At 61.6% G+C, this 14,730-nt stretch carries 10 protein-coding genes; 2 read left to right on the top strand and 8 right to left on the bottom strand.

From position 1 onward, the window contains the following. Positions 1-31: 31 nt before the first annotated feature. The 6 genes from M727_RS0134910 to M727_RS0134885 all read right to left on the bottom strand — a co-directional run bounded on the left by M727_RS0134910 (position 32) and on the right by M727_RS0134885 (position 6,225). On the bottom strand, positions 32-2,143 hold the full coding sequence (locus M727_RS0134910) for a TonB-dependent receptor (protein WP_027156373.1): 2,112 nt from the start codon (positions 2,141-2,143) through the stop codon (positions 32-34). A 167-nt stretch (positions 2,144-2,310) separates the two neighbouring features. After that, complete coding sequence (locus M727_RS0134905) at positions 2,311-3,069, bottom strand: ATP-binding cassette domain-containing protein (RefSeq protein ID WP_027156372.1); 759 nt, start codon at positions 3,067-3,069, stop codon at positions 2,311-2,313. Next, on the bottom strand, positions 3,066-4,040 hold the full coding sequence (locus M727_RS0134900) for an iron chelate uptake ABC transporter family permease subunit (RefSeq protein WP_084647041.1): 975 nt from the start codon (positions 4,038-4,040) through the stop codon (positions 3,066-3,068). The genes M727_RS0134905 and M727_RS0134900 overlap by 4 nt, the downstream gene beginning before the upstream one ends. Further along, complete coding sequence (locus M727_RS0134895) at positions 4,033-5,013, bottom strand: iron chelate uptake ABC transporter family permease subunit (protein ID WP_027156370.1); 981 nt, start codon at positions 5,011-5,013, stop codon at positions 4,033-4,035. The genes M727_RS0134900 and M727_RS0134895 overlap by 8 nt, the downstream gene beginning before the upstream one ends. Next, positions 5,010-5,912 (bottom strand): siderophore ABC transporter substrate-binding protein, encoded by a 903-nt coding sequence (locus M727_RS0134890; RefSeq protein WP_036264606.1) that lies wholly within the window; start codon positions 5,910-5,912, stop codon positions 5,010-5,012. Before M727_RS0134890 ends, M727_RS0134895 begins: the two co-directional genes overlap by 4 nt. A 28-nt stretch (positions 5,913-5,940) precedes the next feature. Next, on the bottom strand, positions 5,941-6,225 hold the full coding sequence (locus M727_RS0134885; protein ID WP_027156368.1) for a DUF2218 domain-containing protein: 285 nt from the start codon (positions 6,223-6,225) through the stop codon (positions 5,941-5,943). 159 nt (positions 6,226-6,384) lie between these two features. On the opposite strand from M727_RS0134885, the gene M727_RS0134880 reads away from it, so the two are divergent. Beyond that, the gene (locus M727_RS0134880) at positions 6,385-8,094 is read left to right on the top strand and encodes an ABC transporter ATP-binding protein (RefSeq protein WP_027156367.1); all 1,710 of its coding nucleotides are present in this window, start codon (positions 6,385-6,387) and stop codon (positions 8,092-8,094) included. 196 nt (positions 8,095-8,290) lie between these two features. Here the strand turns inward: M727_RS0134880 and M727_RS0134875 are convergent, their stop codons facing one another. Together M727_RS0134875 and M727_RS0134865 are read right to left on the bottom strand one after the other, a co-directional pair. After that, positions 8,291-8,560 carry a hypothetical protein gene (locus tag M727_RS0134875; protein WP_027156366.1) on the bottom strand — a complete coding sequence of 90 codons (270 nt, stop codon included), beginning with the start codon at positions 8,558-8,560 and terminating at the stop codon, positions 8,291-8,293. A gap of 713 nt (positions 8,561-9,273) precedes the next feature. Continuing rightward, on the bottom strand, positions 9,274-10,656 hold the full coding sequence (locus M727_RS0134865; RefSeq protein ID WP_027156365.1) for an FAD-binding oxidoreductase: 1,383 nt from the start codon (positions 10,654-10,656) through the stop codon (positions 9,274-9,276). A gap of 342 nt (positions 10,657-10,998) precedes the next feature. Here M727_RS0134865 and M727_RS39480 point away from each other — a divergent pair, with 342 nt between their 5' ends. Next, positions 10,999-14,688, top strand: coding sequence for a PAS-domain containing protein (locus M727_RS39480; RefSeq protein WP_051505879.1), 3,690 nt, complete (start codon positions 10,999-11,001; stop codon positions 14,686-14,688). The last annotated feature ends 42 nt before the right edge of the window (positions 14,689-14,730 follow it).

Below are 14,730 nucleotides of genomic sequence, written 5' to 3'. Positions count from 1 at the left end.
CAGCCTTTTCGACGCGCCGTGGCGCTCCGGGTCAGAACCGCGCCGTGACGCTCAGACGGAACGAGCGGCCCGGATCTTTGTGTGGTTCATTGCCCGGCCCTAGTTCCGCAAAATCCTGACCGTAGGCGGCTCGGTCCGTATAATCTTCGTCGAATATATTGAGAGCGTCGGCGCGCAGCGTGAAGTTCGGCTTCGAAGGCGGCGTCCATTCGACATAGGCGTTCACCACCTCATAGCCCGGCAGTTCCTTCTTTGCGCTTGTCGGGTCGGTGTCATGCCGCACCAAGGTCCTGTCGGTCCTCAAGGCGATTTCGATGTCGCCACCGACTTTGAGGCCCCAATCGTCGAACGTGTAGCCGCCGCCGATCATCACGATCTGACCGAGAGGTGTCGTCAAATAGCGGCCGATCTCCGTATCGGCCGGCATGCCGTCGACGTCGGCATTGATATCGGCATATTTCACACTGACAAAGCCGGCGTCCCAATCATAGCGGCCGCCGATTTCCCAGCCCTTCGAATCGAGATCGAGCGTTCGGATCGATGTATCCCCGGGAAGGTATGGCGCGCGTCCGTAGACCGGCAGGCGTGCGTTGTCGATGTTCGTACGGAACAAATTGGCCTCGAAAGTGAAGCCGTTGTAACGCATTTCCAGCCCCGCAGTGTAGTTGTCAGATGTCACCGGCTCTGGACCCTCGCCATAGGTCCAGACTGGATTCTGGATGAAGTTCTCCGCCAGCGGAACACCACCCCAGACATGCGAGGTGCCGGCCTTGACCGTCAGGAATTCCGGTACGAGGTCGTATTCGCCGGAAATGTTGCCGCTCAGGCCCGCATTGTTCCAATCCGAATCATCGACGCCGGTGAACCATTGATGGTCCCCACGTGCGCCGAAGGAGATCCTGGCCCGATCGAACGGCTCCAGGCGGGCTTGGGCATAAGCCCCGACGTTGCTGGCGCGTTCGTCGGCAAATTCGAAGAAACCGGGGAAGCGCGAATCCAGTGCTGCCTTGTCGCTGTAGAAATCGAGACCCGCGGTGACGCTTCCGACGTCGAGCGAAAAGCGGTTTTCGACCTTGCCGTTGAGGCTGGTCGTTTCTCCAAAGGCTGGCCCAGTGACGCCTGCCTGGGGACCGCGAGGGGCCGTAACTTCTGTGCCCAGTTCGGTCCGGGAATATGCAAGCACGATCTTCGGATCCCACCAGCCTTCCGGTGAGGTGTCGGTATATGTGAAAACCGTATTCTGTCGGCGCAGATCGTAGTTGCGGGTCACTGGCTCCGCGCCATTATCGATATAGACATTGGCGCGATAGGGGCGCAGTTCGTCGTCGCGGACCTGCTCGTGACTGAGCTCGAAACGATGGCCCTCGACGCTCTCGTAGGCGATCTTGGCTAACCCGCTGATCAGATCGGTGCCGGTCCCCGGCATCTCCTGGCCGTTGCCGGCGGTGAAGTTGCCGCCACGGCCGTAATTGATGTAGCCGAGATACTCGAAGCCGTCCTGCCGGCCGAAGCCGCTCACGCCGGTGGTGAACGTCTCGCTGTTGGTGTCCCATATGCCGGTGACGAAACCGCCAAAATTGCGGCCGGGTTCGAGCAGGTCGGCCGCATCCTTGGTCTCGAATCCAAGCGAGCCCGCGAGTGCGCCCGGACCGGCGTCGGCCGGCGCAACGCCTGCCTGCACCGACGCGGCCTTTAGAAGTGCCGGGTCGAGCAGATAGGTGCCGTTGTGGTGGAACACCTTGTTGTTCTGTCGCGACCCGTCGACGGTCACGGCCAGATTGTTCTCATCGACGCCGTTGACGTAGATCTTCTGCGTGCTGGGGATCGCGCCGCCGACGGCGATCTGCGGCTCACCGGAGAACACCTCCCTCAAATCCTGCGGTTTCTTGCGGTCGATCTCTTGCTGGTCGATGGTGATCAGGTTGGCGCCGGCCGTCGCGTTGGCGCCTGCCCCCACGTCGACGACGAGAATGGCGTCGAGCTGCGTGCCCCCGGCGGGAGCCTGGGCTTCTTCATTTTCTTCGGTCGTGCTCGCCCCGGCTTCCGCTTCCGGGGCGGGGGCAGACTGCGCCAGCGCTTCGGGACACAAAAAAATGGACATCGCGGTGCTGACGGTCAGCGCTCGCAACAGATCTGATGACATCGGCTAAATCCCCTCGAATACGGTAGCCCCGGCTGGCGCGAACCGCGCCTGTTGGGACTGCCTTAACCCATCGGTTGCGCTGCGGCAATAAACTTGATAATAAAAATCCAGTTATGCAAGCCGTTGTATCTGCTGCGCTCTTCGAGCGCTGCAGCCGCGGAGCTTACTCAAGCGTGGTGCAGGACGGTCAGCCGACCGCCGATGTTTTCGACCTGCATCGAGAAGCCAAAAATGCTCTCCAGTATATCGGGCCGGATGATGTCGCCGGTTTCGCCCGATGCGATAACGGCGCCGTCCTTCATCGCGACGATACGGTCGGCGTACGAGGCTGCATGATTGATGTCGTGGAGCACTATGAGCACCGTCTTGCCGTGCTCGTCGGCGATGCGTCTCAGAGTCCGCATGAGGTTTCTTGCATGAAACATGTCGAGGTTATTCAGCGGCTCGTCGAGAAGGATGTAATCCGTCCCCTGGCAGAAGGTCATGGCGACGAGGGCGCGCTGCCGTTGCCCGCCTGACAAGGTCTCGACGAAGCGCAGCGCCAGGTCGCTGAGATCGAACTGCTCGAGCGACGCCGCGATGATTTCGCGGTCTTTCGCTGTCAGCCGCCCGCGGTTGTGCGGGAAACGACCGAACCCCACCAGTTCGGCGACGCGCAGGCGGCTTGCGACGCCGGGATCCTGTCGCAGGATGGCCATGATCCTGGCCAACTGCCGGCTCGGCGTCGTATCGACCGGCAGCCCGTCGACGGTGATGCGGCCGCTTTGCAGGGGCCGCAGGCGGGCGATCAACGACAACAGGCTAGACTTGCCGGCGCCATTCGGTCCGACAAGCGCCGTGACGCCGCCCTTCGGCACGGTCAGGCTGACATTATCGAGAATCCGGCTGCCGCCAAGAGCCAGGGAGACGCCTGCAATCTCGATCATCGCCGCCCCCCGGCAAACAGAATGGCGAGGAACACGATGCCGCCGACAAACTCCACGACGATGCCGAGGCTGCCTTCCCCGCCCAGAGCATGCTGGAGGACCGTCTGGCCGCCGACGAGCACGATTGTCGCCGTGAGCGCGGCTGCCGGCAGAAGGATGGCGTGCCGGTTGGTGCCGACGATGCGCTCAGCGAGCGAAACCACCAGGAGCCCCAGAAACGCCATCGGTCCAACCAGCGCCGTCGACGCCGACACGAGCGCGGCGACAACAACCAGCAGCCCGGCAGCCGTGCCGCGCCACGCCACGCCGAGCCCGATGGCTGTGTCGGTGCCCAGCGCGAGCACATCGAGAACATGTCGCGCCCGCCAGGCGATGGCGACACCCGCCACGGTGATGACGCCGGCCAACAGCAGCAGATCGGGTTCCACCGCATTGAAGCTGGCGAAGACCGTACCCTGCAGTACGGCGAAATCGTTCGGATCCAGCAGCCGCGCCAGCAACGTCGTCAGCGATCGGAACAGCACGCCCAGCACGACGCCAGTCAGCAGCATCAGCGTCAGGTCGAACCGCTGGCGAAGCATCGGCAGGAACAGCGCCAGCGCGAGGCTGGTCATTGCCGTGAAATTGCCGAAGAAGTGCAGGCGGGGATCGATGCCGGCAAAGCCGAAACCGCTCAGCGCAAAAACCAGCGCGGTCTGGCAAAAGACGTAGAGCGCATCCAGGCCCATGATCGATGGCGTGATGATGCGGTTGGCGCAAACGGTCTGGAACACGACCGTCGAAACCGCCACCGCCACGCCGACCAGAACCATCGCAGCCAGCCGCGCTGCGCGCAGTTCGACCACGAAGGCGAGATCGCCGCGCAGGCCGATCGTCATGAAGGCCACGCCGACCAGCACTGCGACCGCCGCCATCATCGCAAGGCGGCCCTCGTGCCGCACCAGGCCGCGTTGCATCAAAACTTCAGTCATTGCTGTTTCGGCCAAGCAGCAGGACTAGGAACAGCACCGCCCCGACGACGCCGAGGATCGTGCCGACCGGAACCTCGTAGGGGAAACGGATGAGCCTGCCCATGATATCGCAGGCAAGCACCAGCGCCGCGCCACCGCCGGCGACCCACGGCAAGGTGTGGCGCAGGTTTTCGCCGGCGAAGCGCGATACGATGTTGGGCGCGACAAGACCGACGAAGGGGATCGTTCCGACAACGACCACGGTCAGCGCGGTGATGGCCGAGACGATGACAAGGCCGAGCCGAAGCATAGCGGCATAATTCAGGCCGAGCCCTATGCTGACGTCCCTGCCCAGCGAAAGCATCGTCAGGCGGTCGGCCGTCCACCAGGCCAATACGACCAGTGCGCCCGCAACCCACAACAGTTCATAGCGCCCGCGCAGGATGCCGGAAAACTCCCCCGTCATCCACACTTCGAGATACTGCAGAAGGTCCAGGTGCCAAGCGGCAAAGGTCGCGGCGGCGCCAATGACGCCGCCATAGACCAATCCGAACAGCGGAACGAGAAAAGGTTGTGTCGGCGGCAACCTATGCGCGAGCATGAGGAAAACGGATGTCCCGGCGAGAGCGGTCACCGCCGCGCCGGCTGCCTTCCATCCAAGCGATGCATCGGGCCAAACCAGCGTCACCACCAGTATGCCGAGTGCCGCGGATTGCGCGGTTCCAGCCGTCGAAGGCTCGACGAAACGGTTGCGGGCAAGCGTCTGCATCACAAGCCCTGCGATGGCCAGGGCGCTGCCGGCCAGAAGTGCCGCCAACGTCCTCGGCAAGCGGCTGATCATGATCAGCCGCAAGGCTTGCGGATCGGAGGCCAGACTGCCTATGGCAAGCTCTCCGACGCCGACGAACAGACTGGCCACAAACAGCGCCAGCAGGGTTGCGGCGCCGATTGCCTGATAGGCGTAGCCTTGAGAGCCAAGCGATCCGGCGGTCATTGGGTCCGCGAGAAAGCGTCTCGAATGGTCTCAAGCACGCGCTTCGTCGACTGGACGCCGCCTGCAGCGATGTAGAAATCGGCAGCCGGCATGTAGACCACCTGCCCTTTCTTCCAGGCCGTGGTTTCGGCCACCAGTTCATTGTCGAGCGTCGCTTTGGCGTTCTGCTCCCCCGAACCGATCGCCGCGGCGCGATCGAGCACGATAAGCCAGTCCGGATTGGCGTCGCGGAGGAACTCGAAGGAGATCGCTTCGCCGTGGGTGGCGGCCTCGACATCCTCGACCGCCGGCGTGAGTTGGAGCGCCGAATGCAGCCAACCGAAGCGGGACTCCTTGCCGTAGGCGGTCACCTTCGGGCCGCTGGTCATCAGGATCAGTGCCGTGCCCTTGCCCTTGACGGCGACACGCGTCGACGAAAGCGCGTCATCGAGTTCCGAAGCAAGCGCCGCCGCCTCGGCCGGCTTGCCGACGAGAGCGCCGTAGGCCATCAGGCGCTGCTTCGCCTGCGCGAACAGATCATCGCCATTCATCGTCATATCGATGCTCTGCGCAATCCGGCTGGTCGCCGCCAGTTGCGGCGAGGAGCGCCCGCCGACAATGATGAGGTCCGGCGCCAGCGCGCTCAGCGCCTCCAGATCGGGCTCGAAGAGGGTGCCGACGATTTCCGCGCCGTCCTTCAACACGACGAGCTCGGGCACATAGAGCTTGTCGGGCAAGCCGGCGATCTTCACGCCCAGGCTGTTCAACGTATCGACCGCCGCAATGTCGAACACCGCGAGCGTTTGCGGCGTCTTGCCGACCGTTACCGGGCCGTTCGCGGTCTCGATCTCGGTTGCGAACGCCTGAACAAGGAAAAGCGCCAATGCCGGCAAGGCCAGGACCGACTTGAGCCATCTCATGAGCATGCCCCGTAGCGAAGACGACGCTTCAATCGCGCCAGGCCAGCGGCTGGAGATTTTCGCGGAAGGCGAACCGGACGAGATGCGATTCGATGACCTGCTTGGTCTCGGTCAATGCGGTGGTGTCGGCCGCTTCCACCACTATGTCCAGCCGTTCGAGACCGGCATTCATGGTAGCCGTGCCGCAGGAGAACCGGCACTGCCCATGCCCATCGCCATAGGCGACCTCGACCTTGTGCGCGAAATGCTTGCAAAGCTGCTGGAGATATTTGCCCGCATTCGGCGTTTCGCAGCGCGTGGTCGCAGTCAGCATCGAGACCTCATAATATGATGTTTACACTCCACTTATCGTAAGCTATCCGTTCGGACAAGTCGGCGTCGCTGAGCAGTCGCCGCAAGAAATGCCTGTAGCGACAGCCCTCGCGTAGCCATGCTCCTGGCAGGCCAGACCTTCGAACAGAAAAGCGTCCCCATGCTGCGCAGATTTTTCGCCTACTACCGCCCCTGGAGGGGTCTGTTCATCCTGGATTTCTGCTGCGCGGTCCTGTCTGGCCTGCTGGAACTCGGGTTTCCGATGGCGGTCAAGCTGTTTGTCGACGAACTGTTGCCGACTCAGCAATGGCTGCTGATCCTCGCTGCGTCGGCCGGCCTGCTTGCCATCTACGTGGTGAACACCGGACTGATGGCGGTCGTGGTCTATTGGGGCCATATGCTCGGTATCAACATCGAGACCGAGATGCGCCGGAAGAGCTTCGATCACCTGCAGAAGCTCTCGTTCCGCTTCTATGACAATCACAAGACCGGTCACCTCATCGCCCGGGTCACCAAGGACCTGGAGGAAATCGGCGAGGTTGCCCATCATGGCCCGGAAGACCTGTTCATCGCGATCATGACGTTCATCGGCGCCTTCGCGCTGATGTTCCTGGTCAATCCGCAGCTTGCGCTGATTACGGCGGCAATTGTGCCGCTGGTCGCCTGGGTGACAAGCCGCTATGGCGCGCGCATGACGCGCAACTGGCAGGCGCTTTACGGGCGGGTCGGCGATTTCAACGTTCGCATCGAGGAGAATGTCGGCGGCATGCGGGTGGTGCAGGCTTTCGCCAACGAAGACCACGAGCGCAACCTGTTCGCGCGCGACAACGCCAGCTACCGCAAAACCAAGCTCGATGCCTATCGCATCATGGCCGCAAGCACGTCGCTGAGCTACATGAGCATGCGGTTGATCCAACTGCTGGTGATGATCGCCGGAAGCTACCTCGTGCTTCGCGGCGAACTTTCCAGTGGCGGCTTCGTTGGCTTCCTGCTCCTGGTCAACGTGTTCTTCCGGCCGATCGACAAGATCAATTCGGTGATTGAAACCTATCCGAAAGGCATCGCCGGATTTCGCCGCTATGCAGCCCTCCTCGACACTGAACCGGACATCGCGGATCGGCCGGGCGCAATTGACGCACCGACGCTCAAAGGTGCCATCAGCTATCGGGATGTCAGCTTCGGCTATAGCGGCGAACGGCCGGTTTTGAAGAACATCGATCTCGACATCGCAGCAGGACAGACCATCGCCTTCGTCGGGCCATCCGGTGCCGGCAAGACGACCCTGTGCTCGCTGCTGCCGCGTTTTTACGAGGTCGACAGCGGCGCTATCACCATCGACGGTCTGGATATCCGCGATATGACGCTGGCCTCGTTACGCTGCCAGATCGGTATCGTGCAGCAGGACGTGTTCCTGTTCGGCGGCACGATCCGCGAGAACATCGCCTATGGCCGGCTGGACGCGGTCGAGAGCGAGATCGTCGAGGCTGCGCGCCGCGCGCGCCTCGACGAACTCATCGCCTCGCTGCCAGAGGGCCTCGATACGATCATTGGCGAGCGCGGCGTAAAACTTTCGGGCGGTCAGAAGCAGCGCCTGGCAATCGCGCGCATGTTCCTGAAGAACCCCACGATCCTCATCCTGGACGAGGCGACTTCGGCACTCGACACGCAGACCGAGCGGGAGATCCAGCAGTCGCTGGCAGAGCTTGCGCAGGGCCGAACGACGCTGGTGATCGCGCACCGGCTGGCGACGATCCGCAATGCCGATCGCATCGTGGTGGTCGCCGATACAGGCATCGTCGAACAAGGTCCGCATGATGAACTGGTGGCGCGCGGCGGCGCTTACTCACGACTGGGCGCGGCTTCAGATTAAATGAGATGCAGCTCTCAAAGCTCGGGCCGAGGAGAGTTCTCCTGAAACGCACCCGATCGGGCTGCGCAACCAAGCCCGCTCCAGCCCACGCTACGAGATCGAAAAGGATCTTCCCTGCGCTGGGCGTGAGGTGATTCCAAGCGGCGGGCGAGCCCGCCGCTTGGAAGTCGAATCTCGACCGTGTGGCCGAACGCTGTTATCGGCTGCCCCACATCCCCTGTCCGTAACCCGGTGCGGGCTTATCGAGGATCGAATTTCCTGCCGAGGTCGGTGCGCTGTCGGTCGTGTCGACACTCGCTGTGCCGCTCGGGTCGACCGCGTAGCCGTTGTCGGACGCCATCGAATGGTGACCGGTCTTCGGATAGAAGGAGCCATGGCTGTAGTCGGAGCCATAGTGGTCGCTGCCGGCAAAAGCCATGCCGGAGGCAAACAGCAAGGTGGCAGTGGCAAGAACGATCTTGAGCATTTCAATTCTCCATTTTGAGGGTTAGCGTTTGGCCTCGACGCGCCGTGCCCCGCACCGCATCGATGAGGCCGTCTTTTCATGCTCTTTGGGCAAACCGACCAACCGCTATCCTCCTGGGTGTGCGGCGGCAGGTTGTTCAGCGCACGGTCTCTTGTTGCGTTCGTGCGCTGTTCGGTGGGCTGCTCAATGGCAGCCGAGATCATCACCAATCGGCAGTGTCAGCGCGGCCGTACGAATGGCGGCTGTTCCCGATCAGCCGTCGCGTAGCTGGGTTGACGTCTGCCCCTTGTCGATCATGGCGTTGCAAGAGCCGGCGAGCCGCTTCATGGCCCGGGTGGTTTTGGCCAACAAGGCTCGCGCGGAGCCGGTCGGGGAAATCGTATGAAGCAACTGGCCTATGCATTTTTGAATCTCAGGTTTCGGAGCAAAACGTGTCGACCCGCGCCAAGACTAGATGTTCAGCCTTTGGGTTCTGGATATTTTCGTTTCATCCGTTTATTCTTCCGCGTCTTCGGATCTTATTGTCATACACCGCTTTCGTTTCAGGCGTTTTTCTGCAGCGCGGTGGGAGTGTTTCGTTTGTTTCAGAGGCACGCGCGACGGGGCGGGACGCATTGTGTGGATGGTCGTCCTCTATGGCGCACACCGGCTTGCGCATGCCACAGGCCTGTCCGCCTCGGCGCGACCCAAGGACGGACAGGCTCAGCCTCGGCTTACGGCCGGATGTTGTGGTTGACGCGGAAGAGGTTTGCCGGATCGTATTGGCGCTTGACCGCGACGAGCCGCTCATAGTTGGCGCCGTAGGCGGCGCGTACACGCGCCTCGCCTTCATCATCCATCATGAAGTTGATATAGGCGCCACCATGCGGGTTGTGCTTGTGCACCGCGGCCCAATACTCGCTTGCCCAGCGCCTCAGCTCCGGCGCCTTCGTCGGGTCGGGGTCGATGCCGGCGATAACCATGGACCAGCGCGCTCGCCGCGCTCCCCAGGCGGTGGCGTCCGGAGCCACTTCCTGGACCGCTCCGTCGATGGGGTAGAGATGCATCAGCGACAGCTCGCTCGGGATCTTCGAGCCGTGCTCGGCATGGGCTGCGATGGCCGCATCGGACAGTTCGTCGACATAATCGCCCTTCCAGTACCACTGCAAGCCCCTCGGCAGCAGCGGATCAAACAGCGCCTGCAGATCGACGAAGGGCATCTGCATCATACCGTCCATCAGAGGCCTGGGAAGCGCGTCGCGCACGGGCCGCATCGCCCGGACGCCGTCCTCCTCAGCGCCGTTGTAGCAACTGATCAACGCGCAGACGCGCCTTCCCCAGATCTCGCGCGGGAAAGGGTCGCAGGAGGGCACCGTCTTGATGCCGAAGAACATCCCGAGCTCTCGCTGCGCTCCGGGCAGGAAGTCACGGTACCAGCGCATGATCTCTGCGGCATGTGCGATGTCGAAGAAGATCGGCCCGGCATAGACATCCTTCGCCGGATGCGCCTGAAATGTGAAGCGCGTCACGACGCCGAAGTTGCCGCCGCCGCCGCGCAGCGCCCAGAACAGCTCCGGGTGTTCGTCCTCACTTGCCGTCACGACGCTGCCGTCGGCCAGTACGACCTCGGCCGCAAGCAGATTGTCGATGGTGAGGCCGTGTTTGCGTGTTAGATGACCGGTGCCGCCGCCCAGCGTCAGTCCGGCGATGCCTGTGGACGAGACGAGGCCAGCCGGCACCGCCAGCCCATGAGCGCTGGTGGCGCGGTCGACATCGCCTTGGGTGCAGCCGGCCTCGACGCGGACCGTGCTGGTCCTGAGATCAATATCGACCCGTTTCATCGGCGACATGTCGATGACCATTCCGCCGTCGCAACTGCCGAACCCTGGACCGTTGTGGCCGCCGCCGCGAATGGCAAGAAGCAAGTGCTTGTCTCGGGCATGATTGACTGCCGCGACGACGTCGGCGACCTCGGCGCAGGGGATGATCCAGCGCGGCCGCTTGTCGATCATGGCGTTGTAGAGCCCGCGTGCCTCTTCATAGGCCGGATGGTTTTGGTCAATGAGGCTCGCGAGGAGCCGGTCGGGGAAATCGTGCGAAGTAACTGGCTTATCCATATTGAACCCTCAGGTTTCAGAGCAAGACGCGTCGACACTCGCCAAGACTAGATTGTTCATCCTGGGCGCTGGACATTTGCGCTTCGCCGGTTGAATTTGCCGCATCTGCGGCTGTTCTTGTCATACACCGCCTTCGTTTCAGGCGTTTTTCTGTGGTGTGGTGGGAGTGTTTCATTTGTTTCAGCGCGCGCCCCACGGGGATGACAGGCGACACGTCAGCGCCGGCGATGTCTCCCACGCGCCGAAACAGTTGAAACAAATCACGCGTCGCCCGAACGCGTGCTGAAACAAAGAGGGGCTATTATCCGCCCTCGCGGGATCACGCGAACAAAGGGAACGACCATGCGGCCTGATAATCCGGTGCCATCCACACACACAGGCTATGCCCTTTTTGACGCCAACCATGTTCTCGTCGACAGCAATCCGCAGATATTTGGAAGCCGGCGGTTCGACCGCGGCGAGATGCAGCCGACGGACGCCATTGCCGCAGTCGCCGAAGCCCTATCACGTCTAAAGAGTTTCGACGGCCGCCCCATCGAGCCGGGCAACGCATTTGTTGAAAGCGCCGCAGCGCGATGGACGCAAATCGACGACGCTCCAGTTGAAGCCGAGACATTGGATGGCCGATGGAAGTTGCTCACCGCACATCCTCGGCCGGATGGCGGCATGGCCCTGGTAAGCGTCGACATTACCGAGATGAAGCGAGCGCAGATCGCGCACCAGGAGAACGCCGAGATATTCCGCTGCATCACGGACAGTCACCCGCTGCCGGTTTGGGTGGTGGACGCGGGAAGCGGGCAGATCCTCTACGAAAGCCTCGATGCGTCGAACCTGCTTGGCCGAAAATGGACGCCGAACGAGCCGCAATTCCTGACGGATCATTTCGTGAATTCTGGCGAATTCGATGAAATCAGTTCTCTCGCCAGCAACAGCGAGATCGTCCGGGATCACGAAATCCAGCTCAGAAACACAAGCGGATCGGCCGTCTGGTGTTCGACAAACTGCCGTCGCGGCGTCTATGGCGGGCGCCCCTCGCTCATCATCGGCGTATTGGACATCACGGAACGCAAGCAGCGCGAGGATCTGTTCGGTTTCCTGATCAAGCATCACCCGTTGCCGGTATGGATGAACGATGCAAGTTCGGGGGAACTCATCTACCAGAGCAATGCTGCCGAACGGCTGCTTGGATGGAGCAAAAAGGCGCAACGCGAGACGGTGCGGCTCGGCGATTACTTTGTCGACCCCGAGAAACACCGGGAAATCAATCGCGAGCTCATGCAAAAGGGCGTCGTCGAAAATTGCGAGGTGCTCCTCAAAAGACCCGACGGCCAGGAGTTCTGGGCCACGGGCAATCTCAGGATCGTCGAATTCCAGGGCCGGCGAGTGGTTCTCGCCGGCATCGCCGATGTGACCAAGCAGAAGAAGCGTGACGGTGAAGTCGCCGCGGCGCGGGAGATGCTCGCGGACGCCGTTGAATCACTCTCCGAAGGATTCGCACTGTACGACGAAGACCACCGCCTGGTCATGTGCAACAGCCTTTACCGCGAGCTGAAAGACCCGGTTCGGGATCTCGTCGAACCGGGTGTGGAATGGGACGAACTCCTTCGCGAATCCGCCAAGCGCGGCGTGTTCCGCAATGCGGTTGGGCGCGAGGATGAGTGGCTCGACGAGCGGATCCAAAGCCGGATCGAGTTCCATTCCCATTTCGAGGTGCCCCTCTCCGACGGCAGATGGCACTCGGTATCGATACATCCCACCGATCTTGGCGGCTTCGTCGTAACGCGCGCCGACATCAGCGAGCGCAAGAAGGCCGAGGCATTCGAGCGCGACGCCACGACACTGCTGCAAAAGGTGCTCGATGCCTGCCCTTCGCCGATACGCATGACCACGTTCGAGGGAGAAACGCTCTACCGCAATCCTGCCACCAGAGATCTCTACGCCGACCGTCCTCGGATAACCGACCATTATGTCGATCCAGACTACAGCGCAATGTTGGAGCGCACCCTGGTCGAAAAGGGCAGGATCGATGATTTTCGGGTCCAGCAGTACGACACCGAGAACAAGGCCTTCTGGGCTTCGATTTCCGCTCGCCTGATCGATTTCCAGGGAAGGCAGGTGATAGTGTCGAACACGACTGATATCACCGACATGATCACCGCCCAGCAAGAAACGCGCAAGGCCAACGAGCGGCTGATCGACGCGATCGAATCTCTGGCCGAAGGGTTTGCCCTCTACGACAGGAACGATTGCCTGGTGCTGGCCAACAGTAGGTACCGCCAGATGCACGCGATAAGCGCGGATGTGCTCATTCCCGGGGTGAACTGGTTCGATTTCCTCCGCGTGACCGCAGAGCGCAACCAGTTTCCGGTTCCACCCGACAAGATCGACGACTGGCTTGCCGAGAGGGCAAGGGACCGCCGCGAATTCCGGCAACAGGAATTCCGTCATACGGACGGGCGTTGGTTTTTCGTCTCGAACTGTCCGACCCGCGAAGGCGGGTTCGTGGTCACCCGTGTCGACATTACAGAGCGCAAGCGGGCCGAGGAGGCCGCCAAGGAAGCGGACGAACTGGTCCGTAAAGTCCTCGAAGCCTGCCCCGTCAACATCCAGATGACCCGCGCGCATGACGGGAAGCTGCTTTACCGCAGCCCCGCCACCGTTGAGCTGCTCGGCGACGTCACCAGCGCCGTCGACTATTATGTCGACCCTTCAGAGCGGAGGCGATACGTTGAGCGGCTGCTCGCGACGGGGTTGGTCGACGATTTCGAAACCCAGCTCAAACGCAAGGACGGTGGTACCTGCTGGTGCTCGATTTCGTCTCGACTGATCGATTACCACGGTGAGAAGGTGATCGTTTCCCACGCCTACGATCTCACCGACCGTATCGACATGCAGCAGGAATTGGAGCGGCAGCGCGAGACGCTGCACCAGAACGAAAAAATGTCGGCGCTCGGTGGATTGCTGGCCGGGGTGGCGCATGAGCTCAACAATCCGCTCTCGGTGGTGCTTGGCCTGTCATCGCTGTTGAAGGAGACCGCTGCCGACGCCAAGGTCGTGGAACGCGCCGACAAGATAAGCAAGGCAGCCGAACGCTGCGCCAGGATCGTCAAGACATTCCTGGCTATGGCCAGACAGCAGCCGACGCGAACCTCAAACGTTACGATCGATGACATCATTTCCGAAGCGGTCGAAGTGGCGAGCTATTCGATTCGATCGTCGGACATCGGCCTTTCAGTTCATCTTGAACCTGGTCTTCCGCCGATCTGGGCGGATCCCGATCAGCTCGGCCAGGTGCTGATCAACTTGCTTGTCAATGCAGAACAGGCGTTGCATGGCTGGGAAGGACGACGGACAATCACGGTTTCAACGCGGCTTCATCCCACAACCGGCAACATAGTCGTCAGCGTTGCCGACACGGGTCCGGGAATTCCCAAAGAGATACGTCCCCGCATTTTCGAGCCGTTCTTCACGACCAAGGAGATTGGGGCAGGGACTGGGATCGGGCTGTCCTTCTGTCATCGGATCGTTCAATCCCATGGAGGAACCATCGAGGTCGAATCCCCCGAGGGGGGTGGCTCGACCTTCATACTTTCGCTGCCTGCTTCGGAGCGTCTCGACGAAGGAACCGAAACGGCCGAAGACGAGCTCCCGAATTCAACCGGCATTGCCTGTCTGGTGGTGGACGACGAAGAGGAAGTGGGTGAGCTGGTTGCTGAGGTGCTCAGGCGAGATGGTTTCAACGTCACCATTGCCAAATCCGGCGAAGAAGCGCTGCTGCACCTCAAGAACCGCACTTTCGCGGTGATCCTGAGCGATCTGAAAATGCCTGATATGGACGGACGGGGATTGTTCAACCAGATTGCCAAGCTCCATCCGGCCGAACTCGACAGGTTAGCCTTCCTGACAGGGGACACGATCAGTCCGGACGCGCAGATGTTCCTGCGCGCCGCGAAACGGCCCTACCTCGAGAAACCGATCAAACCGAACGAGCTCCGTTCGTTTGTCTCAAATCTGGTCAACAACAATGCTTGACAGACCCGTTGATTTGCACGTCACTTTAGAGGCAGCTTATCC

This window comes from Mesorhizobium sp. WSM2561 (genome assembly GCF_000513915.1).
Taxonomy (GTDB): Bacteria; Pseudomonadota; Alphaproteobacteria; order Rhizobiales; family Rhizobiaceae; genus Mesorhizobium; species Mesorhizobium muleiense.
Note: the sequence above shows the minus strand (reverse complement) of the source record. Positions and strands in the feature narration are given on the sequence as shown.